This is a genomic window from Amycolatopsis endophytica, assembly GCF_013410405.1.
GTDB classification, from domain to species: domain Bacteria; phylum Actinomycetota; class Actinomycetes; order Mycobacteriales; family Pseudonocardiaceae; genus Amycolatopsis_E; species Amycolatopsis_E endophytica.
This window is the reverse complement of sequence record NZ_JACCFK010000001.1, coordinates 3,110,224-3,134,980: the sequence shown is the minus strand read 5'-3', so window position 1 is coordinate 3,134,980 and position 24,757 is coordinate 3,110,224. Positions and strand designations below refer to the sequence as shown.

At 70.9% G+C, this 24,757-nt stretch carries 20 protein-coding genes; 15 read left to right on the top strand and 5 right to left on the bottom strand.

The window, feature by feature from the left end; genetic code table 11:
* Positions 1-27: 27 nt before the first annotated feature.
* Positions 28-2,619, top strand: coding sequence for a bifunctional FO biosynthesis protein CofGH (locus HNR02_RS15525; protein WP_179773873.1), 2,592 nt, complete (start codon positions 28-30; stop codon positions 2,617-2,619).
* A 111-nt stretch (positions 2,620-2,730) separates the two neighbouring features.
* On the opposite strand, the gene HNR02_RS15520 is transcribed toward HNR02_RS15525, so the two are convergent.
* Positions 2,731-3,258, bottom strand: coding sequence for an FBP domain-containing protein (locus tag HNR02_RS15520; protein ID WP_312861148.1), 528 nt, complete (start codon positions 3,256-3,258; stop codon positions 2,731-2,733).
* Between the two features lie 30 nt (positions 3,259-3,288).
* Here HNR02_RS15520 and HNR02_RS15515 point away from each other — a divergent pair, with 30 nt between their 5' ends.
* Complete coding sequence (locus HNR02_RS15515) at positions 3,289-4,107, top strand: inositol monophosphatase family protein (RefSeq protein WP_179773872.1); 819 nt, start codon at positions 3,289-3,291, stop codon at positions 4,105-4,107.
* A gap of 7 nt (positions 4,108-4,114) precedes the next feature.
* On the opposite strand, the gene HNR02_RS15510 is transcribed toward HNR02_RS15515, so the two are convergent.
* Positions 4,115-4,768 (bottom strand): TetR/AcrR family transcriptional regulator, encoded by a 654-nt coding sequence (locus tag HNR02_RS15510; RefSeq protein WP_179773871.1) that lies wholly within the window; start codon positions 4,766-4,768, stop codon positions 4,115-4,117.
* A 57-nt stretch (positions 4,769-4,825) separates the two neighbouring features.
* Between HNR02_RS15510 and HNR02_RS15505 the strand changes: the two genes are divergently transcribed.
* The 7 genes from HNR02_RS15505 to HNR02_RS15475 all read left to right on the top strand — a co-directional run bounded on the left by HNR02_RS15505 (position 4,826) and on the right by HNR02_RS15475 (position 10,475).
* Positions 4,826-6,058, top strand: coding sequence for an MFS transporter (locus HNR02_RS15505; RefSeq protein ID WP_179773870.1), 1,233 nt, complete (start codon positions 4,826-4,828; stop codon positions 6,056-6,058).
* Positions 6,059-6,067: 9 nt separating this feature from the next.
* Entirely contained in the window at positions 6,068-6,865 is a 798-nt protein-coding gene (locus HNR02_RS15500; protein ID WP_179773869.1) for a thymidylate synthase, read from the top strand.
* Complete coding sequence (locus HNR02_RS15495; RefSeq protein WP_179773868.1) at positions 6,862-7,320, top strand: dihydrofolate reductase; 459 nt, start codon at positions 6,862-6,864, stop codon at positions 7,318-7,320. The genes HNR02_RS15500 and HNR02_RS15495 overlap by 4 nt, the downstream gene beginning before the upstream one ends.
* Before the next feature lie 100 nt (positions 7,321-7,420).
* Positions 7,421-7,798 carry a pyridoxamine 5'-phosphate oxidase family protein gene (locus HNR02_RS15490; RefSeq protein ID WP_218902893.1) on the top strand — a complete coding sequence of 126 codons (378 nt, stop codon included), beginning with the start codon at positions 7,421-7,423 and terminating at the stop codon, positions 7,796-7,798.
* 58 nt (positions 7,799-7,856) lie between these two features.
* The gene (locus HNR02_RS15485; RefSeq protein ID WP_218913863.1) at positions 7,857-9,362 is read left to right on the top strand and encodes a GAF domain-containing sensor histidine kinase; all 1,506 of its coding nucleotides are present in this window, start codon (positions 7,857-7,859) and stop codon (positions 9,360-9,362) included.
* Positions 9,359-9,997, top strand: a complete 639-nt coding sequence (locus HNR02_RS15480; RefSeq protein ID WP_179773865.1) for a response regulator — start codon at positions 9,359-9,361, stop codon at positions 9,995-9,997. Before HNR02_RS15485 ends, HNR02_RS15480 begins: the two co-directional genes overlap by 4 nt.
* A gap of 178 nt (positions 9,998-10,175) precedes the next feature.
* Positions 10,176-10,475, top strand: coding sequence for a VOC family protein (locus tag HNR02_RS15475; protein WP_246338577.1), 300 nt, complete (start codon positions 10,176-10,178; stop codon positions 10,473-10,475).
* Positions 10,476-10,570: 95 nt separating this feature from the next.
* On the opposite strand, the gene kynU is transcribed toward HNR02_RS15475, so the two are convergent.
* Positions 10,571-11,752, bottom strand: coding sequence for a kynureninase (gene kynU, locus HNR02_RS15470; RefSeq protein ID WP_179773864.1), 1,182 nt, complete (start codon positions 11,750-11,752; stop codon positions 10,571-10,573).
* Positions 11,753-11,884: 132 nt separating this feature from the next.
* Here kynU and HNR02_RS15465 point away from each other — a divergent pair, with 132 nt between their 5' ends.
* Positions 11,885-13,672 carry an AMP-dependent synthetase/ligase gene (locus tag HNR02_RS15465; RefSeq protein ID WP_179775939.1) on the top strand — a complete coding sequence of 596 codons (1,788 nt, stop codon included), beginning with the start codon at positions 11,885-11,887 and terminating at the stop codon, positions 13,670-13,672.
* Between the two features lie 84 nt (positions 13,673-13,756).
* Here the strand turns inward: HNR02_RS15465 and HNR02_RS15460 are convergent, their stop codons facing one another.
* Positions 13,757-14,650, bottom strand: a complete 894-nt coding sequence (locus tag HNR02_RS15460; RefSeq protein ID WP_179773863.1) for an SDR family NAD(P)-dependent oxidoreductase — start codon at positions 14,648-14,650, stop codon at positions 13,757-13,759.
* 436 nt (positions 14,651-15,086) lie between these two features.
* On the opposite strand from HNR02_RS15460, the gene HNR02_RS15455 reads away from it, so the two are divergent.
* The 5 genes from HNR02_RS15455 to HNR02_RS15435 all read left to right on the top strand — a co-directional run bounded on the left by HNR02_RS15455 (position 15,087) and on the right by HNR02_RS15435 (position 23,186).
* Complete coding sequence (locus tag HNR02_RS15455; protein ID WP_179775938.1) at positions 15,087-16,280, top strand: MFS transporter; 1,194 nt, start codon at positions 15,087-15,089, stop codon at positions 16,278-16,280.
* 569 nt (positions 16,281-16,849) lie between these two features.
* The gene (locus tag HNR02_RS15450) at positions 16,850-18,145 is read left to right on the top strand and encodes a GGDEF domain-containing protein (protein WP_376772928.1); all 1,296 of its coding nucleotides are present in this window, start codon (positions 16,850-16,852) and stop codon (positions 18,143-18,145) included.
* 404 nt (positions 18,146-18,549) lie between these two features.
* A complete protein-coding gene (locus HNR02_RS15445; RefSeq protein ID WP_179773862.1) occupies positions 18,550-20,712 on the top strand; it encodes a phospholipase in 2,163 nt (720 codons plus the stop codon).
* 85 nt (positions 20,713-20,797) lie between these two features.
* Complete coding sequence (locus tag HNR02_RS15440; protein WP_179773861.1) at positions 20,798-22,522, top strand: LCP family protein; 1,725 nt, start codon at positions 20,798-20,800, stop codon at positions 22,520-22,522.
* 190 nt (positions 22,523-22,712) lie between these two features.
* Positions 22,713-23,186, top strand: a complete 474-nt coding sequence (locus HNR02_RS15435; protein WP_179773860.1) for a helix-turn-helix domain-containing protein — start codon at positions 22,713-22,715, stop codon at positions 23,184-23,186.
* Positions 23,187-23,235: 49 nt separating this feature from the next.
* Here HNR02_RS15435 and HNR02_RS15430 read toward each other — a convergent pair whose 3' ends face one another.
* Positions 23,236-24,711 carry a flavin-containing monooxygenase gene (locus HNR02_RS15430; RefSeq protein ID WP_179773859.1) on the bottom strand — a complete coding sequence of 492 codons (1,476 nt, stop codon included), beginning with the start codon at positions 24,709-24,711 and terminating at the stop codon, positions 23,236-23,238.
* Positions 24,712-24,757 lie beyond the last annotated feature (46 nt).

Sequence of the window (24,757 nt, the reverse complement as noted above, 5' to 3'; positions counted from 1 at the left end):
GGCGGAGCCGGTCCTAGCGTTCCTCCTATGGCATCCGCTCCCACCGCCTCCGCGATGCGTCGCGCGCTGGCTCGCGCCCGCGACGGCAAGACCCTCGACATCGCCGAGGCGACCGTGCTGCTGCACGCGCGCGACGAAGACCTCGAAACGCTGTCCGAGCACGCCTCCCGCATCCGTGACGCCGGTCTGGCCGAAGCCGGCCGCGAAGGCGTCATCACCTACAGCGGCAGTGTGTTCATCCCGCTGACCCGCCTGTGCCGCGACCGCTGCGGCTACTGCACGTTCGCCACCGTTCCGGGCAAACTGGACGCCCCGTTCCTGTCGCCGGACGAGGTGCTGGAGATCGCCCGCGAAGGCGCGGCGATGGGCTGCAAGGAAGCCCTGTTCACGCTCGGTGACCGCCCCGAGGACCGCTGGAAGCAGGCCCGCGAGTGGCTCGACGCGCACGGCTACGACGACACCCTGTCGTACGTGCGCGCGATGGCCATCCTGGTGCTGGAGCAGACCGGCCTGCTGCCGCACCTCAACCCCGGCGTGATGAGCTGGCAGGACCTGCAGCGGCTCAAGCCGGTCGCCGCGTCGATGGGCATGATGCTGGAGACCACCGCGACCCGGCTGTGGAGCGAGCGCGGCGGCCCGCACTACGGCTCACCGGACAAGGACCCGGCCGTGCGGCTGCGCGTGCTGGAGGACGCGGGCCGGACGTCGGTGCCGTTCACCACCGGCATCCTGATCGGGATCGGCGAGAACTACTCCGAGCGCGCGGACTCGCTGTTCGCGATCCGCAAGGTGGCGCGCCAGTACGGCAGCATCCAGGAAGTCATCGTGCAGAACTTCCGCGCCAAGCCGGACACCAAGATGCGCGCCACCCCCGACGCCGACCTGCAGGAACTGGCCGCGACGATCGCCGTCGCGCGGCTCGTGCTCGGCCCGAAGATGCGCATCCAGGCGCCGCCGAACCTGATCGGCAGCCAGTACGACCTGATGCTGCGCGCGGGTATCGACGACTGGGGCGGGGTGTCGCCGGTGACGCCGGACCACGTCAACCCCGAGCGGGCCTGGCCGCACATCGACGAGCTGACGCGGCAGACCGAGAAGGCCGGTTACACACTGCGGGAGCGGCTGCCGGTCTACCCCGAGTACGTGGTCGCCGGTGAGCCGTGGCTGGACCCGCGCATCACCGGTCACGTCGCGGCGCTGGCCGATCCGGCGACCGGTCTCGCACGCGAGGACGTGGTTGTCGAGGGCCGTCCGTGGCAGGAGCCGGACGGTGGCTGGCAGGACCAGGCAGGCACCGGCCGGACGGATCTGCACGTCGAGGTCGACACCACGGGCCGGACCGAGGACCGGCGCAGCGACTTCGACTCGGTGTACGGCGACTGGTCCGAACTCGCTTCGCAGGTTCCGACGGCTCCGCGCCGGATGGACACCGATATCGCGGAAGCGTTGCGGCGCGCGGAGCGTGACCCCTCGGGACTGTCCGATGAGGACGCGCTCGCGCTGTTGCACGCGGACGGCGCGGAGCTGGAAGCGCTGACGTCACTGGCCGATGGACTGCGCCGCGACGTCACCGGCGACGACGTCACCTTCGTGGTCACGCGCAACATCAACTTCACCAACGTCTGCTACACCGGCTGCCGGTTCTGCGCGTTCGCGCAGCGGCGGACGGACGCGGACGCCTACACGTTGTCGCTGTCCCAGGTCGGCGACCGGGTCGACCAGGCGTGGGAGGCCGGGGCGACGGAGATCTGCATGCAGGGCGGGATCCACCCGGACATGCCCGGCACGGCCTACTTCGACCTGGCGGCCGAGGTGAAGCGGCGGCAGCCGGACATCCACCTGCACTCCTACAGCCCGATGGAGGTCGTCAACGGCGCGTCCAGGACCAATCTGTCCATTCGCGACTGGCTGACGCGCGCGCACGAGTCCGGTGTGGACTCCCTGCCCGGCACCGCGGCGGAGATCCTGGACGACGACGTGCGCTGGGTGCTCACCAAGGGCAAGCTGCCCGCGTCGAGCTGGATCGAGGTCGTGTCCACGGCGCACGAACTGGGCATCCCGACGACGTCGACGATGATGTACGGCCACGTCGACACGCCCGCGCACTGGGTCGGGCACATCAAGCTGATCGCCGACCTGCAGCGGCGCGCGCTGGAGAAGACCGGGCGGCGCGGGTTCACCGAGTTCGTGCTGTTGCCGTTCATCCACCAGAACGCGCCCATCTACCTGGCCGGGCTGTCACGTCCGGGCCCGACGCGCCGCGAGAACCGCGCGGTGCACGCGCTGGCGCGGATCCTGCTGCACGGCCTGATCGACAACATCCAGACCTCGTGGGTGAAGCTGGGCGAGGACACCTGCCGCGACGTGCTCAACGGCGGCGTGAACGACCTCGGCGGAACGCTGATGGAGGAGACGATCAGCCGCATGGCGGGCGCCGACAACGGCTCCTACAAGACGATCAGCGACCTGGAGCGGATGGTCGCGCCGATCGGCCGCCCACTGGTGCAGCGCACCACGACGTACGGCCGCCCGTCACCGGACCGGATCGCCGCCGCACTGGCCTCCGACGGCGTCGCCCAGGCCGTCCGGCGCCCGTTGTCCCTCCCGATCGTGAGCTGAGCGTTCCGGAGCGGCCAACACACCGCCCCCAGGAGCAAACACGCCGCCCCCACCGGCGTGTTGGCCGCTCCGGGCGGCGTGTTTGCCGCTCCCGGTCGCGCGGGAGGGGTGTCAGCGGGCGTTGTCGGTGGTGACCTCGTCCAGGAAGCGGGCCAGGTTGTCCAGCGTCCGCTCGATCCGTTGCTCCAGCGGGGCACGATCCACCGGGTTGTGCACCGCGGGGCGGCGCTTGCCGCGCAGGTACAGGCCACAAGCGAGGTCGGCGCAGGCGTACGTCCCGACGGTGTTGCCGAGCCTGCCCGCCGCCCCGGCCCGCCTCGCCGCGAAGAGCGTCACGTCCGTCGCCGCGTGGATCGTTCCACAGAAGGCGCACATCGACTGCTTGACCGCGCTGCGGTGCTTTTCCGCCGCACGCAACGCGACGCCGATCACCTCACCGCCGCGGGGCGTGACGAGGTAGGCGTTGTGCGCGGCCTTCGGATCGCGCCAGCCGAGGAAGTCCACTTCGGACCAGTCGATCTCCGTCAGCCTCGGCAGCGTCAGCCGCCGCGCCTCGCCCTTCGAGCAGTTGATGAACGAACCGCGGATCCGGTTCTCGTCCAGTGGTCGCACGGTGGTGATGATCCGTTCCCGCGCCACCACCCGGCAACTGAATTACGATCGGCGGCGATGAGCACGAAGATCCCGTGGCCGGTGCCCGCACCGGGTCTGCCCGGCGACGTCCACCCCGCCCTCGCCGCCATGGCCCGCGCCGCCAGCGTCGCCTACGGTGCGGCCCGCCGGGAGCACACCCGCGCCGAACTCGCCGAGGAGGTCGCCGGTGGCGCGGACGGCACCCCGACGATGCGCGTCGACGAGATCGTGGAGAACGCGATCGCCGAGGAGGCGCACCGGCATCGCGTCAACCTGCTCAGCGAGGAAGCCGGCTTCATCGACAACGGCTCCGCCGTCACGCTCGTCGTGGACCCGGTCGACGGCTCCAACAACGCCGCTTCCGGTGTGCCGCTGAGCTGCTTCGGCGGCACGGTCGCGGTCGACGGCAAGGCCACCGAGGCGCTCACGGTCTGGCTGGACACCGGTCGCGCCTGGCACGCCCGCACCGGCGAGCCGGTCCCCTACCGCACGACCGGCCGCACCGCGCTCGCCGGCGCGACGGTCAACCTGCTCCGCCCGCACCGGCGCAACGCCGACGCCTGGATGCGGGTCGCCGGCCGCGCCCAGCGGGTGCGGATCCTGTCCACGACGGTGCTCGAATGCGCGCTGGTCGCCGAAGGCTCTGTCGACGCGTTCTGCGATCCGGGCTCGGACACCCACCGCCTGGTCGACCTCGCGACCGCGATGGTCACGGTGCCCGCGGCCGGTGGCGCGGTGATCGACGTGCACGGCCGCCCGCTGGAGATCGACCCGGACCTGACGCGCCGCTGGTCCGGGATCGCCGCCGCGACCCGCGCCCTGGCCGACGACCTCGCCGCCACGGTGCTGGGCTGACCCCGGTTCAGCGCGCCAGCGCCCCGTCCACGAACGCGCGCAGCCCTTCCGCGTAGGTGTCGCGCCCCGCCAGCTCGGTCCAGCGCTCCCCGATGGCGGCCAGGTGTGGCAACCGCGCGCCATCGAGGCTGCCGAACACCCGTTCCCGGTAGGTCGGCCGCTCGTCGTCGGCCCGGCGGCGCGCCGCGTTGGCACGCACCAGGATCTCGCCCACCGTGTAGTACCAGACCCCCCGGTAGAGGTCGACCGCCTGCTCCTCCGTGCACCCGGCCTCGATCGCGCCGCCGACGATCGCCTCGACCATCCACAGCGCGGACTCGGAGAGCAGGTCGTCGGCGGTGAGCACTTCGACGGCCCAGGGCCAGGCGGCGAGCGAGTCGTGCATGACGGTCGCCGCCGTGACGATGCGTTCGCGTGCATCGCCGGGCATCTCCGGGCGCCGGATCTGCTCCGCGTAGTGGCTGAACAGCTGGAGGAGCAGGTCTTCCTTGTCCCGCACGTGGTGGTAAAGGGTCGTCGCTCCGACGCCGATTTCCGCGGCCAGCCGCCGGATGGTCAGTTTCGGCCAGCCGTCCCGGTCGATGAGCCTGCTCGCGGCCGTCAGGATCTCCGCCCGCGACGTCACGGGCGGGCGGCCGGTGCGGCTTTCGGTGGGTGGCATCTCCCCATCATGCCCGGCGCCTCGACAACGCCGATCCGGCAGTGCTACTTTCGGAACATGTTCGAAAACAACGGACGCCCGGTGCTGCTGGTGTGCCTGGCCGTGTTCGGCCTGATGACCGGGCAGCAGATGATCAACCCGGTGCTGGCCCCGCTCACCCGTGAGTTCGGGTTCAGCGAACTGGCGCTGGGCCTCGTGATGGCCGTCGGCGCGTCCGGCGTGGTGCTGGTCAGCCCGTTCTGGGGACGGCGCGCGGTGTCCTGGGGCCACCGGGCGGTCCTGCTGGTCTCGCTGACCGGCGCCACGGCCGGACTGCTGGCGTTCGCGGTCATCGCCCGGATCGGGCTGACCGGAGCGCTCGCCGTGCCGCTGCTGTTCGTGCTGGTCCTGCTCAGCCGCGGTCTCGTGTTCGGCCTCGCCTGGGCCGCGACGCCGGTCACCGCACAGTCCTATGTGGCCGATTCGACGGACGGCGAAGCCGAGCGGATCAAGGGGATGTCGATGATCGGCGCGTCGCAGGGCTTGGCGCTGGCCGTCGGACCGGCGATCGGCGGGCTGCTGAGCGGGGCCGACCTCCTGGCCCCGGTCTACGTCGCGCCGGTCGTCCTCGCGGTGATCGCCGTCGTGCTGTGGATCGGCCTGCCCAGGCCGGCCGCCCACCGGGAACGCCCGCCGACGGCGCGGGTGAGCCCGTTCGACCGTCGCATGTGGCCGTTCCTGGCGACCGGGTTCGGCCTGTACCTCGCCCTCACGATCGTCCTGATGACGGCCGGTTTCCTGCTCCAGGACCGGTTGCACCTCACCGCGCGGCAGACCGGGGTGCGGACCGGCCTGATCATGCTGGCCGGTGCCGCGATGATCGTCGTCGTGCAGACCGCGGTCGTCCCGCGGCTGCGCTGGACGCCGGTGCGCCTCCTCCGGGCCGGCGCGCTCGTCATGACCGGCGGCATGGTCGTCGTGACCGTCGCCTCGGACACCCTCCTGCTGGGGCTGGGCGTCGCCGTGCTCGGCGCGGGCATGGGGTTCGGGATGCCCGGGTTCATGTCCGCGCCGACCCTGCTCGCCACACGTGAGGAGCAGAGTTCGGTGGCCGGCCTGGTCAGCGCGACCACGGCGCTGACCTTCATGGTGGGCCCGCTCATCGGCAACGGCCTGTACGGGATCGCGCCCGCGCTCCCGTACCTGCTCGGCACCGTGGTGCTGGCGGGGCTGGCCCTGTTCACCTTCCTCCACCCCGGCGTCCGCCAGGCGCCGGCGACCGCCACCGTCGCCGGCGCAGGTCCGGGTTAGGCTCGCGGCATGCCGGACACGCAGTACGAAGAACTGCTCAGCCACGTGCTCGAAACGGGTGCCCGCAAGGCGGACCGCACCGGCACGGGCACGCGCTCGATCTTCGGCCACCAGCTGCGCTACCGGCTGTCCGACGGCTTCCCGCTGGTCACCACCAAGAAGGTGCACTTCCGCTCGATCGCCTACGAGCTGTTGTGGTTCCTGCGCGGCGACGCGAACGTCGGGTGGCTGCGCGAGAACGGCGTCACGATCTGGGACGAGTGGGCGGCACCGGACGGTGACCTCGGGCCGGTCTACGGCGTGCAGTGGCGGTCCTGGCCGACCCCGGACGGCGGGCACGTCGACCAGATCTCCGAGGTGCTGCGCACGCTGCGCGAGAACCCCGACTCCCGCCGCATCATCGTGTCCGCGTGGAACGTCGCCGACCTCCCGCGGATGGCGCTGCCGCCGTGCCACGCGTTCTTCCAGTTCCACGTCGCCGACGGGAAGCTGTCCTGCCAGCTGTACCAGCGCAGCGCGGACCTGTTCCTCGGCGTGCCGTTCAACATCGCGAGCTACGCCCTGCTGACCCACATGATCGCCGAACAGGTCGGCCTCGGCGTCGGCGACTTCGTCTGGACCGGTGGCGACTGCCACATCTACGACAACCACGTGGACCAGGTCCGCACGCAGCTCGCCCGCGACGCGCGTCCGTTCCCCACGCTGCACCTGAAACCGGCGGACAGCCTGTTCGACTACACCTACGAGCACATCGCTCTCAGCGGCTACGATCCGCACCCCGGCATCAAGGCACCGGTGGCGGTGTGATCGGGCTCGTCTGGGCACAGTCTTCGAACGGCGTCATCGGCCGCGACGGCGCCCTGCCGTGGCACCTTCCGGAGGACCTGAAGCACTTCCGCACCCTGACCGCGGGCGCGACCGTGCTCATGGGCCGCCGCACGTGGGAGTCGCTGCCGCCGCGGTTCCGGCCGTTGCCGGGCAGGCGCAACCTCGTGCTGTCGCGCACGCCCCAGGAGTCCTGTGAGACCTTCCCCGGGCTGCCGGACGTGCTGGCCGCGGTGTCCGGCGACGTCTGGGTGATCGGCGGGGCGGCGGTCTACCGGGCGGCGCTGCCCCTGGCCGACCGGATCGTGGTCACCGAGATCCGGGAGCCCTTCGACGGCGACACGCACGCCCCCGGCGTCGGCCGCCCCCCGGACGTCACCGGCGAGTGGCAGGAGTCGGTGACCGGTCTGCACTACCGGTTCCTGACGTGGGGCTGAGCCGGCCGGCACCGGGCCCAATGGCCCTACCGGCGCGGACGCCGCGCGGGTGATCGTGGTGCGCGTGACGTTCCCCGCGCGCGAAAGACCGGTCACATCGATGTTCGATCCCTTCGGTCTCGAAGTTCTCGGCCGGGAGCAGTGCCTGTCCCTGCTGGCCACCGCGGGAATCGGCCGTGTCGTGTTCACCGCGCGGGGACTGCCGGCCGTCCAGCCGGTGCGGTTCGTGCTGGAGACCGCCGCGGTGATCTTCGGTGCCCCGGCAGGCAGTCCGTTGTTCGCCGCCGCCGACGACGGCGTGGTGGCGTTCGAGGCCGACGCGTTCGACGAGGCCCTGGAGTCGGGCTGGTGGGTGACGGTGCTGGGCCGGGCCCGGTCGACCGGGGAGCCCGCCCGCGCCTGGCCGGCGACCACGTCCGACGACCGGTGGATCAGCATCCCGCTCGACGTGGTGTCGGGGCGGCGGCTCGCCCGGTAACGCGCGGGCCGTCCGGCGCGACCTCTACCAGCAGGGAGGGCCCTGCCGGAAGAGGGCACTGGTGATCGAACCGAGCGCACGCGGACTTCTCGAAGCCGTCGTCGGGATCGCGGCCGACCTCAGCGTGCCCGAAATCCTGGGCAAGATCGTCATCAGCGCCCGCGATCTCACCGGCGCGCGCCATGCCCGCATCCAGGTCCCCGACGCCGCGCCGGTCGGTTCCGGTGATCCGGGGGCGCCCGGTCCGCCGTTGACGATGCCGCTGCACGCGCGCGGCGGCCGGTTCGGTGAGCTGCGGTTGACCGGCAAGGACGGCGGGTTCACCGAAGCGGACCGGCAGGCGGTCGTCACCCTGGTCGCCACCGCCGGGATGGCCATCGACAACGCCACGCTCTACTCGCGGACACGCAGCAGGCAGCGCTGGCTGGAGGCTTCGCACGAAGTGACCGCGGCCCTGCTGACCGGCGAGGATCCGCGGCACACGCTGCAGCTGATCGCCGAGCGCGCGCGTGTCGTGTCCGGGGGAGACGCCGCCGCCGTCGCCGTGCCAAGCGAGGACGACGCGGCCACGCTGGTGTTCGAGGTCGTCGCGGCGGGCGAGGAGGCTCCGCCGGGACTCACCGGGCTGACGGTGCCGGTCGAGGGCACGGCCAGCGGTGAGGCGTTCCGCAGCCGGGAGCCGGTCGTCGTGCGCGACTACGGCCGGTTCGCCGCCAAGGAGCAGGCCAAGGTCGACAAGGAGATGCCCGAGCTGGTGACGGCGCTGGACTCCGCGGTCGCGGTGCCGCTGATCGTCGGTGGCGAGACGCTGGGCGTGCTGCTGGTCGCCCGCTTCGGTGACGTCGCCCCGTTCACCGGCGACGAGGTGCAGCTGGCCCGTACGTTCGCCGGCCACGCCGCGCTGGCCATGGAGTTCGCCCGCGCCGAGGAGGACCGGCAGCGGCTGGCCGTGCTCACCGAGCGCGACCGGATCGCCCGTGACCTGCACGATCTGGTCATCCAGCGGCTGTTCGCGACCGGGCTCGGACTGGAGGGGCTGCGCCCGCTGGTCGCGCAGACCGAGGTGGCGGACCGGCTGAGCGGCTTCGTGCACGAGCTGGACCGCACGATCCGGGAGATCCGCAACAGCATCTTTTCGCTCACCGAACCGGACGAGCCCGGCGACAGCCTGCGCTCGGAGCTGGTTCGGCTCACCGAGGACTGCACTCCGGTGCTGGGTTTCGCGCCGCGGCTCGGGTTCAGCGGCCCGGTCGACTCGGCGGTCCCGCCGGGTGTGCGGTCCGATCTGACGGCGACGGTGCGCGAGGCGCTGTCGAACGTGGCCCGGCACGCGCGCGCCGCCGCGGTCTCGGTCGACGTGGTGGTGGACCGCGCGGGCCGTTCGCTGACGCTGACGGTTTCCGACGACGGTGTCGGCATTCCCGTGGTTTCCGGCAGGCGCAGCGGATTGGCCAATCTGGCCGACCGCGCGGCCCGCTGGGGCGGGCGCTGTTCCTGGGAACAGCGGGGCGAGCGGGGCACGACGCTGGTGTGGACAGCGGGGCTGAACGGAGGGGCGCGATGATTTCGGTGTTCCTGCTCGACGACCACGAACTGGTGCGGACCGGGCTGAAAGCGGTGCTGGAGTCCGATGGCGACATCCGCGTGATCGGCGAGGCGGGCACGGTCGCCGGTGCGCTGTCCCGGATCCCGGCGCTGACACCGGATGTGGCGATCCTCGACGTGCGCCTGCCCGACGGGGAGGGGATCGGGGTGTGCCGCGAGATCCGGTCGTCGGTGGATCCCGCGCCCGCGTGCCTCATGCTGACCTCGTACTCCGACGACGAGGCTCTCTTCGGGGCGATCATGGCCGGGGCGGCGGGTTACCTGCTCAAACAGGTGTCCGGCAACGACCTCCTCGGTTCGGTGCGGCGGATCGCGGCGGGCGGTTCGCTGCTCGATCCGGAGCTGACCGCCACGGTCCTGACCCGGTTGCGTGGCGGGAGCGGCCGGGCCGATCCTGGATACGAGCAGCTCAGCCCCCAGGAGCGGCGTGTGCTGGACCTGATCGCCGGCGGCCTGACCAACCGGCAGATCGCACAGCACCTGCACCTGGCCGAGAAGACGGTCAAGAACTACGTGTCGTCCGTGCTGCACAAGCTGGGTTTCGAGCGGCGCACGGAAGCCGCGGTCTACGCCACCCGGCGGCGTGACACCTGAGGCCGTCAAACAGGGCCATTGGACCCTGTTGGGCCGGTCGTGGTTCGGCGAAGGTGAGGAGGTCACAAATGAAGATTCTCGGTCCGCGCCGGTCGCCGCGAACTGAGACAACCGGCCGGAGCAGCGGCCTCCCACCCCTCCCGCTGCTCCGGTCAACTACTGTCTACAGTGGAATGCCATGGACCCGTTGAACGGCGCGGAGATCTCCGGTGCGGTCCACGGTTCGGGCTGGCGTTCGGTGTTGAACGGGCTGAGCACGATGGTCTCGGTGTCCTCGACGCGGGAGGCGGGTTCGCTGGCCGCCCGCATCGTCGACGGCCCCGAGCCACCCGGACTGGTCGACCCACGCGGACAGGGCCCGGCGATCTGGTTCCAGCAGATGACCGAGCCGAGGCCCCAGAGGAACCGCATCCACCTGGACGTGTCCGTGCCCCACGACGAGGCCCCCCACCGCATCGAAGCCGCGCTGGCCGCCTGAGGAGAGCTGCGCTCGGACACCACCGCGCCCGCCTTCTGGGTCCTCGCCGACGCTGACGGGAACGAGGCGTGCGTGACGACCTGGCAGGGGCGGGACTAGGTTTCCGACAGAGCCCGCAACTCCTCCGCCGCCCGGAACACGTCCGCGTACCGCACGTACAGCCCGGCCAGCCCGAACCGCAGCACGTCGGGTGGCCGGAAATCGCCGATGACGCCGCGGTCGGTCAGTGCCGACATCACCGTCCGGGCCGCCGCGGCCTCGGGCCACGCCACGGAGATCTGGTTCCCCCGCCGGTGATCCCGCGGCGTCACCACCCGCACGCCCGGCGCTCCCGCGTCCAGGCACCGCAGGAAGAAGTCCCCGAGCGCCAAGCCCTTCGCCCGCACCTGATCGACCGTCACGTCGAGCCACACGTCCAGCGCGGCATCCAGCGCCAGCATCGACAGGATGTCCGGCGTACCCGCGCGGGCGCGGCGGATCCCGCTCCCGCCCGCGTACCCCGCGGTCATCGCGAACGGATCGGCGTGCCCGGCCCACCCGGTCAGTGGCTGATCGAACGAATCCAGCCACTTCCTTGCCACGTACAGGAAAGCGGGCGAACCGGGACCACCGTTGAGAAACTTGTACGTGCACCCCACCGCGAAATCCACCTCGCACGCGTCGAGGTGCACCGGCACCGCGCCCACCGAATGGCACAGGTCCCACACCGTGAGCGCCCCCGCCGAACGCAGCGCGGCCGTCACCCCGGGCAGGTCGTGCAGCACCCCCGTCACGTAGTCGACGTGGTTGACCAGCGCGACCGCGGTGCGGGAGCTGGCCACGTCGGCCATCTCGTGCACCGGCACCCGCCGCACCACGTGGCCCGTCAGCCTGGCCGCGCTGTCGGCGATGTAGCCGTCCGTCGGGAAGGTGCCGTCGTCGAGCAGGATCTCCGGGCGGCCCGGATTCAGGCGCACGGCCGCGACCAGGGCCTTGAACAGGTTCACCGTCGTCGAATCGCCGACCACGACCTGCCCCGGCGCGGCACCCACCAGCGGCGCCACGCGGTCGCCGATCCGTTCCGGCGCGGCCCACCAGCCCTCGTCCCACGACCGGATCAGCCGTCCGGCCCACTGTTTGCCGACCACCTCCGTCAACCGCTCCGCGACGGCACGGGGTGGGGCGCCCAGTGAATTTCCGTCCAGATAGGACACGTCCGGGTCGAGATCGAACTCCGCGCGCTTCCCGGCGAGCGGGTCCATCGCGTCGAGCTCACGCGCTTCGTCGCGCAGTGACATCGTGTCCCTTTCTCTCTATCGCCCTGTGTTGACGGTCACATAGAGTGGTGTCCCCGCCAGCAGATCACGAGGAGGTCGCAGTTGACCAGCCAACCGTCCGTCGCTGAGCAGGCCGAGGGCTTGACCATCCCCATGCTCCTCCGCCGCAACGCGCGGGAACACGGCGACCTGCCGGCACTCACGTCGCTGGACGACCCGGACCGCGAAACGCTGACCTGGTCGGCGTTCCGCGAAGACATCGCCGCCGTGTCCCGCGGTCTGGCCGATCTGGGCCTGCGCCGCGGCGAGCGCATGCTGATCATGGCGCCCAGCTCGCCCGACCACATCGTCGCCGACCTCGCCGCGACGCACCTCGGCGCGATTTCCTGCACGGCGTACGCCACCTTGAGCCCCGACCAGATCTCCTACGTGGCCCGGCACAGCGCGACCCCGGTCGTCGTGCTGCAGGGCATGGACGAATTGAAACGCTGGCAGCAGGTGCTGCACGAACTGCCCGCGCTGCGGCGCATCGTGATGATCGACGCGGCAGCCGTGCCCGCGGGCGACGAACGGTTCGTCAGCCTCGCCGAACTCCGCGCCCGCGGCGCCGGACTGCACGCCGCCGAACCCCGGGTGTTCGAGGACGGCTGGGCCTCGATCCGGCCCGAGGACCCGGTCGCGATGATCTACACCTCCGGCACGACCGGCGACCCGAAGGGCGTGGTGCTGTCCCACCACAACGTCATCTTCGAGGCCTACGCGGTGCACGCGTTGCACGAGTCGCCGCTGCACCTGTCGAACGTCGCGTACCTGCCGCTCGCGCACATCGCCGAGCGGGAGATCTCGATCTACATGCCGATCGTCCACGCCGGTCACGTCCACACGCTCGCCGATCCGACCGCCGTCGCGGGCGCGCTCGGCCGCGTCCACCCGCAGGGCTTCTTCGGCGTGCCACGGGTATGGGAGAAGATCGCCGCCGGGCTCAAGGCGATGCTGCCCAGCCTGCCGGAGGACCGCCGCGACGCGCTCCTGGGCGCGAGCGACCTGCTGCGGGAGGGTTACGAACTGCGCAACGCCGGTGCGGAGGTGCCGCCGGAGCTGGCGGAGAAGATCGCCGAGGCCGACCGCACGGTGCTCGCCCCGGTCCGCGCGCTGCTCGGGTTCGACAAGCTGCACTTCTGCTCCAGCGGCGCGGCCGCGCTGCCGGTCGAGGTGCTGTACTTCCTCGCCGGCCTCGGTGTCGAGATCCACGAGGTGTGGGGCCTGTCGGAGACCTCCGGCGCGATCACGTCGAACTGCGCGAAGGCGTTCCGTGCCGGCACGGTCGGCAAGGCGCTTGCCGACACCGAGATCGAGGTCGGCGCGGACGGTGAGCTGCTGGTGCGCGGTCCGCTCGTGTTCATGGGCTACCTGCAGGAGGACGGCACGATCGCCTCCGCGCTGGACGAGAACGGCTGGTTCCACACCGGCGACATCGGCACCATCGACGACGACGGTTTCGTCACGATCACCGACCGCAAGAAGGAACTGATCATCACCTCGGGCGGCAAGAACATCGCACCGACCCGCATCGAAGGTCTGCTCAAGGAGCACCCGCTGATCGGCCAGGCGGTCGCGATCGGCAACGACAAGCCCTACGTCACGGCGCTGATCGTGCTCGACGACGAGTTCCTGCCCGGCTGGGCCGCGCGGCAGGGCATCGAGGGCACCGACCCGGTGGTGCTCGCCGAGCACCCGGCCGTGCGCGAGGAGATCCAGCGCGCGGTCGAGTCCGCCAACGGGCGGCTGGCGCGCGTCGAACAGATCAAGAAGTACCAGGTGCTCGCCAAGGCGTGGACCCCGGAAAGCGGTGAGGTGACCCCGACGCTCAAACTCAAGCGCCGGATCATCAACGACCGCTACGCGACCGACATCGCCGCCCTCTACACCGCCGACCAGTAGGGGCCGCTGTCTTTCAGCGGCGCGCGTGACGGCGGTGCGGGCTTCCGCTACCCGCACCGCCCCGCAAACCGCGTCGAACGGTTCCTACGCCGAGCGGAGGGGCGTGGTCCACTTGCGCAGACGGGGTGGAACACGCTTCTCCAGGCCGTAGGGTTCGAGGTGCGCGCCGAACACCTCGTCGAACGCCTCCCGCACGGTCTGGGTGTCCCATGTCTGCCGTTCCAGGATGGGCGCCTTGAGGTAGGGCTGGCCGACGATGTGCAGTTGCGGTCCGTTGCACCGCACCATCTGGCCGGTGATGCCCTCGGCGTCGTCGCTGAGCAGGAACAGCACGACGGGCGCGATCCGGGACGGCGTCCGGTCGGGCGGGCAGTTGCGCAGCGACCGTTCCGACTTCCAGACCATGCGCGTGTGCGCGAGCGGGCACACGGCGTTGACCCGGATGCCGGATTCCTCCAGGTCCAGTGCCCACGAGTAGGTCAGCGACGCCACCGCGCCCTTGCTCGCCGCGTACACGCCGAGCTTGCGCTGCCCGAGCGAGGCGCCGGAGGAGATGTTGACGATCGAGCCGCCCCGGCCCTGGCCGACCATGGCCTTCACGGCGGCGATGCCGGTGTACATCACCCCCAGTACGTTGACCTCCACCAGTTCGCGCACCTCGTCGAGGTCTTCCTCCCAGGGCAGGGATTCGTAGTTCAGTCCGGCGTTGTTCACCAGGCCGTCGATCGCGCCGAACTCGGACACGCACAGGTCGACGACCGCCTGTGCCTGGGCCGGATCGGTCACCGTGTGCCCGCTGGCCACGGCCCGCCCGCCGTGCGCGCGGATGTTCGCGGCGGCGCGTTCGGCCAGCTCGGCGTCGATGTCGTTCACCACGACCGCGGCGCCCGCCTGCGCGAGGTGCACGGCGAACGCCTCGCCGAGACCCCGGCCGCCGCCGGTGACCACGACCGCGCGGTCCTGCATCAGCATGCTCATCGTTTTCTCCCCACCGGCCAGTCCCCGAGCTTCAGCCCGTCCTCGGCTGTCTTCCTGGCCTGTGGGTCCAGTCTTCGCGCACGGAGCCGCTGGTGGTGGGCGCACACCGACGAACGGTCAGCTCACTGCGCCGAACGAGTGATCTCTGATCGGCCGCACTGACCCCGCCGACGGTCACGGAAGCCGAAACTTTCCACCGTTCGTCGTAATCCGAAAGTAAGAACGCCTACGACCGTACGGGCCCAATAAGGCGATACCGTCGCGCTGTGACTGTTCGCCTGCGTGTAGTGAGCGGCATACTGATAGTTGCGGAATGTGTCACCTTCGTGACTGCCGTCACAGGAACCGGGCGGGCAGCGACAGAGTCAGTGAGCGCGTGTGGCCACCCGACGAGGGGGAAGTGGGGAAAGGTGTGAAGACCACGACTCGCCCATCCATGGGTGCGGCGCTCGCGAACCGCGAGTTCCGCACCGTGTGGCTGGCCGAGGCCCAGTCGGTGCTCGGCGACCAGCTGACAACCGTCGCGCTGGCGCTCACGGTCTACCACCGCACCGGCTCGGCTCTGTGGTCCGCGGTCGCCTACGGGCTCACCTTTCTGCCCGCGCTGGCGGGCGGACTGGGCCTGGCCCAGCTGGCCGACCGGTACCCGCGCCGCACGGTCCTCGTCGTCACGGCACTGCTGCAGGCGGTCTTCATCGGCATCATGGCGATTCCGGGCATGCCGGTCGTCGCGCTGTGCGCGCTCGTGATGCTCGCGCGCCTGGCCGGTGCGCCGTCCAACGCGGCCCAGAACGCGCTGACCAGGGAGATCTTCACCGACGACGAGCTGTACCTGCGCAGCCAGGACATCCGTGGCATCACCACGAACACCACCATGCTGATCGGCCTGGCGCTGGGCGGCGTCATCGTCACGGCCGCGGGGCCGTCACTGGCACTGGGCCTGGACGCGCTGACGTTCGCGCTCGCCGCGGCGGCGCTGCACCGCTGGGTGCGGTCACGCCCGGCGGCAGGCGACGGCGATGGTTCGTGGTTCGGCGCCATCCACTGGGTCGCCGGGCAGCGCAGGCTACGCGTGCTGCTCGGCCTGTCCTGGCTGGTCGGGCTCGCCATGGTGCCGGCAGGGCTGGCCGCCCCGCTGGCGAAGGAGATCGGCGCACCCGACGCGGCCGTGGGGTGGCTGCTGGCGGCGGACCCGCTGGGGTTCGCACTCGGCGTGTTCCTGCTCTCCCGCTACGTCTCGGCCTCGGCGCGCCGCCGGTCGGTCGGCGTGCTCGCGGTCGTCCCGACGGCACTGCTGCTCGCGTTCGGGTTGAAACCGGACCTGGTTCTCGCCCTCGCCGTCCTCGCGCTCGCCGGGGCGGCGGGCGCGTACATCATCACCGTCGGGGCCACGTTCATCACGTGGGTGCCCAACGACCTCCGTGGTGGAGCGGGCGGGCTGTACCGGACCGGTCTGCGGGTCGCGCAGGGCGTCGGCGTGGCGATCGGCGGTGTCGTCGCGCAGTGGTCGGGCGCGGCGACGACGGCCATCATGATCGCGGGCGCGGCGGGGGTGGTCCTCGGCGTTCCCCTCGCGGTGTCGTGGGGACGGGTACTGGATGCGGGCAGCGATGCGGCCGGCACCGACTGAGCGCAGCAGTGGGGGTTGCTGCATTCGGAAGATCAGAAGTCACGGTCACGCACAACCATTCACCTCCCGTTGTCGGGGCGGAAACAAACACAAATCGACGGCAGCTCAGAAGTCACGGTCGCGCACGACGAACACCCTTCCCTCGGTAACGAAAACGAACTGGATTCACGCCGGGGGATCAGAAGTCGCGGTCAGACACGAGGAACACCTCCATTCGGTTCCTGTGGCCGGGACGCGATGCGCCGGTACTGCCGCTCGTGGCGTTGGTACGCGGAGCTTCGCGTGCGGTGAGATGATAGCTCTTGGTGGAAAGTACCCGGCGTCGTTCCGGGCACCGCAAAGTTACCCGGCGGCGGGCCGTGATGTCGAGGGAAGGTGAGCCGGTGCCTCTGCCGAAGGCCCGTCGGCGATCGCCTACACTCCACGGCGATCCGCATCCCAAGGAGGGCGTTCAGTCCATCGAGGAGCGAAATTCGGTACCCCGCCAGTCGGCGCCCGTGAGCGCGGAGCCGAACACCAAGCGTGATGCGTTGAGTACGCGCCGCGCCCTGTCGCCGCGCAATTGGGCATTGTGGCGCCGGCCGAAACGATTCGTCGCATTCCTGCTCGTCTCCGAGCTGATTGCGGTCGCGTGGCTCGTCGTCGCATTCGTGAACGCGACCCTTCCGAGCGGTCTGGATTGGGCACGGTTCGCGATTCTCACCGCGGGGGCGACGGCGCACATTCAACTTACGCGTAGACAGGAAGAACGTCGGCGAAATGCGGGCGGCCGGGTCCTGATCGACCTCACCGCCGTCTGGATCGTTCCGGCCGCGATTATTCTTCCGGCGCCGTTGACGATCTTGGTGGTGGGACTGGTGCGGGCCCAGCGCTGGTTCGTCGCCCGGCGGCCCGCGCACAACTTCGTGTACTCCACGGTGGCGCACATGCTGGCCGCGACGCTGGCCCACCAGGTCTACGTCGAGCTGGGTCCACACGACTGGGGCGCGCTGAGCTTCGGGGCGTCGCTGGCCGAGTTCGGCTGGCTGCTGGTGGCCGGGCTGATCTACGAGGTCGTGCAGATCCTCTACATCGGGACCGTGATCGCGCTGTCCGCGCCGGAGAACGCGAACGTCCGCAGCGTGCTCGGCAGCCCGGCGGACAACGTGCTGGAGGCGATCACGATCGGCCTCGGCGCGGTGACCGCGCTGCTGCTGGTGATCATGCCGCCGACGGTCGCGATCATGGCCGTGGTGACGGTGGTCTTCAACCGGCTCGCGGAGATCGAACAACTCCAGGCCGACGTCCGGACCGACCCGAAAACGCAGGTCGCGAACATGCGCGGCTGGACCGAATCGGCCGAGCGCGCGCTGGCGAGGGCCACCAAGGCGGCCGATCCGATGGCGGTCCTGATGATCGACCTCGACCACTTCAAGTGGATCAACGACACGTACGGGCACCCCGCCGGCGACGACGTGCTGCGCAACCTGGCGCAGCTACTGGACGAGGTGACCCGCCCGAGCGACGTGGTGGGCCGTTTCGGGGGTGAGGAGTTCCTCGTGCTGCTTCCCGACACCGACCAGGCGGCGGCCACCGTGGCGGGCGAACGCATCCGTTCCGCGGTCGCCGGACTGCGGATCGTGACCACCACCAAGCGCGGCGACCAGACCGTGGTGTCCGGGCGCACCGCTTCCATCGGCGTGGCCGTCTTCCCCGACCACGGCGAGACCCTGGCGTCCGTCATGCAGGCGGCGGACGCCGCGGTCTACGAGGCCAAGGAAGGCGGGCGGAACCAGGTCCGGATCGCCCGCGCGGCGCCGGCGTCCGGGCCGGGCGCTCCAGACGGGCAGGCGCCCGAACGTGAGATCGATCACCTCAGCCGTTGAGGCTTCCCCGCCGGTACGGGGGCAGCTGATCCACTCGGTACCCCTCGCCGCGTGTGACCGCCGCCTGCCGCGGGCACCCAGGAGTGGCGCGCACCGGCGCACTCGCGCGGCGGTGAGAGAACCGTCTCACCACGAGCCACCACCGGCCCCACTCGCGCGTCCACCAAAGGGCCACCCGCACCCGCAGCAGCGGCCCACCCGCACTGTCACGACCAGCCCACTCACGCACCTCGTCCGGCCGGACCTGCACCCACACCCACTCCGACCAGCACTTTCCCCGTCACGCGCGACCCCGGCATCCCGACCACCACCCGTTCACCCACTAGAGTGGCGCCCTCGAAAGTCCACGATCAGGGAATTCCCTGGTGGCCTCCGAGGCCGCTCCCCTGCCACCCTGGGAGGCGATGATCACTCCGGCGACCTACACCGACCACCCGCCGCCCGTGCAGCAGGCACCGGCGATGCCGCGGGTGCGCCGCCGCCTGGCCACGTCCGCCTGGCTGCTGGTGTTGTCGCTGGCCGTGGTCACCTTCGGGTTCGTCGCGTCGAGACCGGCGGCCCCGGCCGATCAGGGGCCGCCCACGGGCGGGGCCCTGCAGGCCCAGCAGGCGATCGAGGCGCTGGTCCACCCCGGGCCCCAACCGAGCGCCCTCGCGCTCCTGCCCGCCGACTTCACGCAGGTCACCGGCATCGTTCCCGGACAGCAGCAGGCACGGGACGGCACGGTCCGCGCGGTGCACACCGACGGGGGCTGCTCGGCCCCGTGGGGCGACGACAACACGAAATGGGACTACGGCGTCCCCTGCAAGGCCCACGACCTGGGCTACGACCTCCTCCGCTACGCCGCGGCCGTCGGTCACCCGCTCGGGCCCGACGTCCGCGCGGCACTCGACCACCGCCTCTCCACCGACATGCACGCGGCCTGCGACATCAACCCGATGGACTCGCCGCGCACCTGCCGCCTCGTGGCCACCCTCTTCACCGCGGGCCTGGACGTGAACTCCTGGCACCAGCGCTGGGGCCCCCCGGTCGGTGACCCGATCGGACCGCTGCTCGCCGGGGTCGCCGTGATCGGCTGTCTCCTGGTCTTCCGCCTGCGCGGCTGGCTCCAGCACCGGCACGCCCGCGTCGCCGCTCCGGCGCCCGCGCCGACGACGGCCCCCGCCGCGCCACTGTCGCCCTGGGTGACGCTCGGTGCGGCCAGCCTGGTGCTCCTGATCCTCGGCGAATCGGCGATCGCGCTGGCCCGGTGGGCGGGCGCGGGCGCGGAATGGCTCTGGCCGTTCACCTGGGCGGCCCAGCTCGCGCCCGTCTTCTTCTTCGCAGGCGGCCGGGCCAACGCCGCGGGCTGGCGCGCGACCCGGGACAGCGGCGGCGGATACCGCCAGTACCTCGCCCACCGCGCGAGCTGGCTGCTGCGGCCCGCGCTGATCTTCGTCGTCGTGGCGCTCGTCGTCCCGCTCGCGCTCGAACTGCTCGGCATCCCCGAAGGCACGAACACGGCGATCATGCGCATCGCGCTGCACCCGTTGTGGCTGCTGGGCATCTACCTGCTCACCGTGGTCGCCACACCACTCATGCTCGCGCTGCACCGGCGCGCGGCCACCGCGTCCGTCACCGGGCTGGCGGCACTCGTGGTGCTGGCCGAGCTGGGCGCGCGCGCCCTCGGCTCGCCGATCCCGCGCTACCTCGCGGCGTTCGGCCTGGCCCTGCTCGCCCAGCAGGTCGCCTTCGGCCGCATCCGCACCTCCAGCCGGCTGCTCCTCGCGCTCGCCGCGGCGCTGGGCGTCACCGGCCTCGTGCTGCTCACCACGGTCGGCGGCATCAGCCGTGACCTGCTCGGCGCGCCGGGCGCCCCGCCTGCGTTGTCCGCGCCGGCCCTGCCGGTCCTCCTCCTCGGCGCCGCGCAGATCGGCCTGCTCGGCCTCGCCTCGAAACCGCTGGCGCGGCTCACCACCCGCCTCGCGGCACCCGCCCGCCTCGCGATGCGCGCGCCGATGAGCCTGTACCTGGGCTTCCTCGCGGCGATGCTGCTCGTCGTCGCACTCGTCTACCTGCCCGATCACCCGGCCGCGATCTTCACCTGGCTCGGCGATCCGCGTACGTGGGTCGCCCTCGCCCTACTCGCGGTCCCGGCCGGAATGGTCTTCTGGTGGTTCGAACGCCACCCCCGCGAGACCGCGGTCCCGGTCGCCGACCACCCGGGCTCCGGTGGCTGGCTCGCCCACGCCGCCACCGTGCTCGGCATCGGGTTCGCCGCGGTGGGGCTGTTCGGGTTCGCGCTGACCCGGTTCGGCGGCGACGAAGGCACGATCATCGGCCTGCCCGTCGACCCGATCCAGAACCTTATCCAGCTGCTGATCGGGGTATTCCTCCTGCACACGGTGCGCACGGGCCTCAGCGGCGCACGAAGCACGTGGATCGTCATCGGGGTCGCCTGTGTCCCGGCTCTGCTGTCGGCGGCCGATCCGGTCACGGTGGCGGTCCACGGCGTGACCGCACTGGTCGCGCTCGCGGCGGTGGCCAGCACGCTGGTGCCCACCAAGGCGGTGGCACAAAACACGTAAGCGAGTGTTGTGAACCACTTCCGGTGGGCCGTATGCGACGCTACGGCCAAGTAGGTGAACGATTGTGGCGAAAGGAGCACCTGGCGTGGACGACCCGCGGAACGATCGTGGGACCGGCCGGCCCGGACGGCCCCGGCAGCCACGCCAGATCGACGCCCGCTACGAAGGCCCGGTCCGGCGCACCCCCGCCGAGCGCAGGCCGAGTGAGCGCGCGCCCTCCGAGCGCATCCCACCCGGCCGGGGTCGTCCGCCCGGCAACCGCGCCGCGCCGGGCGGATGGACCACGCCGGGCAACCGGACGGCGGCCGGCCGGCCACCCGCGTCCCGCGACCGGCGCCCACCGCCACCCCGGGTCCGCCGACGACCGCCGCCACCGCCACGCAGGTCCCGGCGCGGCGCGAAGATCGCCGTCGGGCTGGTGTCCCTGCTGGTCATGAGCCTCACCGGCTACGCGTGGGCCGCGATGCAGGGCCTGGTCAGCGGCCTCACCACCACCGATGTGATCGACGCCAACCAGCCCGCGGACGGCGCCCGCGACATCCTGCTGGTCGGCATGGACAGCCGCACCGACGCGCAGGGCAACCCCCTGCCGGAGGACCTCCTCGCCGAACTCCGCGCCGGTGTCGCGGACGGCGAGGAGAACACCGACACGCTGATCATGGTCCACATCCCCAACGACGGCAGCAAAGCCGTCGCGATCTCGCTGCCCCGGGACTCCTACGTCACCATTCCCGGCTTCGGCACTCACAAGATCAACTCCGCGTACGCCCGCGCGAAGGCGGCGGAGCGCAAGAAGCTGCAGGACGACGGCGAGAGCGACGCCAGGACCATCGAGGTGCGGAGCAACCAGGCCGGCGCCAAGACGCTCATCCAGACCGTCGAACAGCTGACCGGCTCGACCATCGACAACTACGCTTCGATCAACCTGCTGGGCTTCTCCGAGATCACCAAGGCCATCGGCGGGGTCGACGTCTGCCTCAAGGACGACGTGAACGACACGTACTCGGGCGCCAGGTTCACCAAGGGACAGCACACGATCTCCGGCGTCGAAGCGCTGGAGTTCGTCCGCCAGCGGCACGGACTGCCCCGCGGCGACCTGGACCGGGTCGTGCGCCAGCAGGTCTTCATGGCCGGCATGGCCCGCAAGGTGCTCTCCGCGGGCACACTGGCCGATCCGGGCAAGCTCAGCGGCCTCACCGACGCCATCAAGAAGTCCGTCGTGCTCAACCAGGGCTGGGACATCCTCGGCTTCGCCCAGCAGATGAAGGGCCTCACCGGCGGCCAGCTGGAGTTCCGCACCATCCCCGTGGTCGACCCGGACTACAGCACCCCGGAGGACGGCAAGGCGGTCAAGGTCGACCCGAGCGAGATCCGTGACTTCGTGCAGGGCGTGACCACCCCGGCCGCGCCGCCCGCCGACGCGGGTCCCGCCAAGTCGGCGACCACCGTGGACGTCCGGAACGGAACCGGCCGCTCGGGTCTCGCCTCGTCGGTTCTGCAGAACCTGACGGGCCAGGGCTTCACCGGTGGCGAGACGTCCAACACGACCTCCCGCAAGTCCACGGTCGTCCGGTACCCGGCCGGTGGGCAGGCCGGGGCCCAGCAGGTCGCCGATGCCCTCGGCTCGGGTGCCACGGTCGAGGCCGATCCGACCGTGAGCGAAGGGCACGTGGTCGTGCTCGTCGGCAGTGACTTCTCGACGGAACCGTCGCGGGTCGTCCAGCAGGCCGCGGCGGCGCCGACCACGCAGGCGCCAGCCGCGACCGACGACGAGCCGATCACCGCCGACGGCATCACCTGCGTCAACTGACCACACCGTCCAGCCCGCCCCGGGTTAGCCCGATCGGCGTAATAACGGCCGTCGAGCACAACCGTTCCGCAGAAGTCGCGTAAGGAACGCGCGCCCAGCGACTTACATACCCGTGAACACCGCTGGAGTTCGACCGGATGTGCCGGAGCAGGGGCCCGGTACGACACGTGGTCAGGGCAGGGGACGAGGAGTGCGCATCGACAATGACCTCTACCAGCGAGTTCTGGGGGAGGAACTTCGCAAGCTGCGCCGGCGACGGGGCTGGACACGCAAGGAACTGAACCAGCACCTCCAGAGCGACATCTCGCTGCAAACGCTGGCCACCTACGAACTGGGCACCCGGCAGTGCTCGGTGGTCCGTCTCGTGGAGCTGTGCCTCGCGATGGACGAACTACCGCAGGACCTGCTCGCCCGCGTGCACCGCCGCGTGTTCGCCGACGAGCCCGGCAAGATCCGCCTCGATCTGAGCCGGATCGTCGCCGACGACCGCGCCGAACTCCTGCCGCTGCGCCGGTGGGCGGAAGACCGGCTGCGGCACACGGGCGCACCGAGAGACGTCCGCTTGGACCGGGCCGCGCTCAGCTGGATGGCCCAGCTGTGCGGCCTCGACGTGCCCGGCCTGCTCGACCGCCTCCGCGCGATCTCCGGCGTCGAGGACGACTAGACACGGCGAAGGGCGGCTCCACCTGGGAGCCGCCCTTCCCTGAGTCCCCTCAGCGCGTGCCGACGAGTTCGAAGTCCGACGGCCGCAGCTTGCGGGTGTTGAGCCAGTACCGCCAGGTGAAACCGGGCCAGATGGTCCGGTTCACGCCCTTCGCGTCGAGGTACCAGCTCTTGCAGCCACCCTGCGTCCACACGCCGCGCTCCAGCTTGCGCTGGATCTCGGCGTTGAAGCGTTCCTGCACCTCGGCCCGCGGCTCCAGCGCACCCGCGCCGGTCTGTTCGACCAGCCGCATCGCCCCGGCGACGTAGCGGATCTGCGACTCGATCATGAACACGACCGAGTTGTGGCCGAGTCCGGTGTTCGGCCCGAGCAGGAAGAACATGTTCGGGAACCCGTTGACCGTGATGCCCAGGTGCGTCCGCATGCCCTCGGCCGCCCACTCCTTGTTGAGCTTGCGGCCCTCCAGCCCGATGATCGCCAGATCATCGAAGGCGTCGGTGACGTGGAAGCCGGTGCCGAAGATGATCACGTCGACCTCGCGCTCCACACCGGTCGTGTCGATGACCCCGTGCTCGGTCACCTCGGCGACCCCGTGCGTGATCACGTCGACGTTGTCCCTGTTCAGCGCGGGGTAGTAGTCGTTGGAAATCAGGACCCGCTTGCAGCCCATCACGTAGTCGGGCGTCAGCTTCGCGCGCAACACCGGGTCGTCGACGTGCTTGTCGATGTTGGACTTGGCGAGGTTCTGCGCGACCTTCATCAGCCCCTGGTGACCGTTGAAGCCGATCGCGCGGGCCTCCAGCATCCAGTACAGGAGGTTGCGGTAGGCGCGCTGCGCGCCGGGGATCTTCGCGAACACCGACTTGGCCCATCGCGGCATCGCGTGGTCCGGCTTCGGCATCACCCAGGCCGGGGTGCGCTGGAAGACGTGCATCTGCCCGACCTCGGGCGCGATGGCCGGGATGAACTGGATCGCGCTGGCGCCGGTGCCGACGACGGCGACGCGCTTGCCACGCAGGTCGTAGTCGTGGTCCCACTGCGCCGAGTGGAAGGTGCGGCCCTGGAAGCGTTCGATGCCCTTGAGGTCCGGGATCTGCGGCAGGTGCAGCGCGCCGACGCCGTTGACCAGGAACCGGGCGCTGAACGTGTCACCGCTCTTGGTGGTGACGTGCCAGCGCTGCTCGTCGGGGTCCCAGCGCGCACCGGTCATCTCCTGACCGAACCGCGTTCGGGCGTAGAGGTCGTACTTGCGGGCGACACCGCGCAGGTAGTCCCAGATCTCCGGCTGCGGCGAGAACGAGCGGGTCCAGTTCGGGTTCTGCTCGAAGGAGAACGAGTACATGTGCGACTGGATGTCGCAGGCGCAGCCCGGGTAGGTGTTGTCGCGCCAGGTGCCGCCGACATCGCCGGCCTTCTCCAGGATCACGAAGTCCTCGCGACCCTCCTTGCGCAGCTGGATCGCCATGCCCAGACCGGAGAACCCGGTGCCGACGATGATCACGCCCGTTCGCGTGTGCTCTGCCATGTACCTTCCTCCACACTGAGCATTAGGTGTTACCGCGAGTCCATCT

Bases quoted from the DNA above. Each gene is read 5' to 3' on its own strand.
- HNR02_RS15525 (WP_179773873.1), top strand. From the start codon at position 28: ATGGCATCCGCTCCCACCGCCTCCGCGATGCGTCGCGCGCTGGCTCGC.
- HNR02_RS15515 (WP_179773872.1), top strand. From the start codon at position 3,289: ATGAGCACGAAGATCCCGTGGCCGGTGCCCGCACCGGGTCTGCCCGGC.
- HNR02_RS15510 (WP_179773871.1), bottom strand. From the start codon at position 4,768: ATGCCACCCACCGAAAGCCGCACCGGCCGCCCGCCCGTGACGTCGCGG.
- HNR02_RS15505 (WP_179773870.1), top strand. From the start codon at position 4,826: ATGTTCGAAAACAACGGACGCCCGGTGCTGCTGGTGTGCCTGGCCGTG.
- HNR02_RS15500 (WP_179773869.1), top strand. From the start codon at position 6,068: ATGCCGGACACGCAGTACGAAGAACTGCTCAGCCACGTGCTCGAAACG.
- HNR02_RS15490 (WP_218902893.1), top strand. From the start codon at position 7,421: ATGTTCGATCCCTTCGGTCTCGAAGTTCTCGGCCGGGAGCAGTGCCTG.
- HNR02_RS15480 (WP_179773865.1), top strand. From the start codon at position 9,359: ATGATTTCGGTGTTCCTGCTCGACGACCACGAACTGGTGCGGACCGGG.
- HNR02_RS15475 (WP_246338577.1), top strand. From the start codon at position 10,176: ATGGACCCGTTGAACGGCGCGGAGATCTCCGGTGCGGTCCACGGTTCG.
- kynU (WP_179773864.1), bottom strand. From the start codon at position 11,752: ATGTCACTGCGCGACGAAGCGCGTGAGCTCGACGCGATGGACCCGCTC.
- HNR02_RS15465 (WP_179775939.1), top strand. From the start codon at position 11,885: ATGCTCCTCCGCCGCAACGCGCGGGAACACGGCGACCTGCCGGCACTC.
- HNR02_RS15460 (WP_179773863.1), bottom strand. From the start codon at position 14,650: ATGAGCATGCTGATGCAGGACCGCGCGGTCGTGGTCACCGGCGGCGGC.
- HNR02_RS15455 (WP_179775938.1), top strand. From the start codon at position 15,087: ATGGGTGCGGCGCTCGCGAACCGCGAGTTCCGCACCGTGTGGCTGGCC.
- HNR02_RS15445 (WP_179773862.1), top strand. From the start codon at position 18,550: ATGATCACTCCGGCGACCTACACCGACCACCCGCCGCCCGTGCAGCAG.
- HNR02_RS15430 (WP_179773859.1), bottom strand. From the start codon at position 24,711: ATGGCAGAGCACACGCGAACGGGCGTGATCATCGTCGGCACCGGGTTC.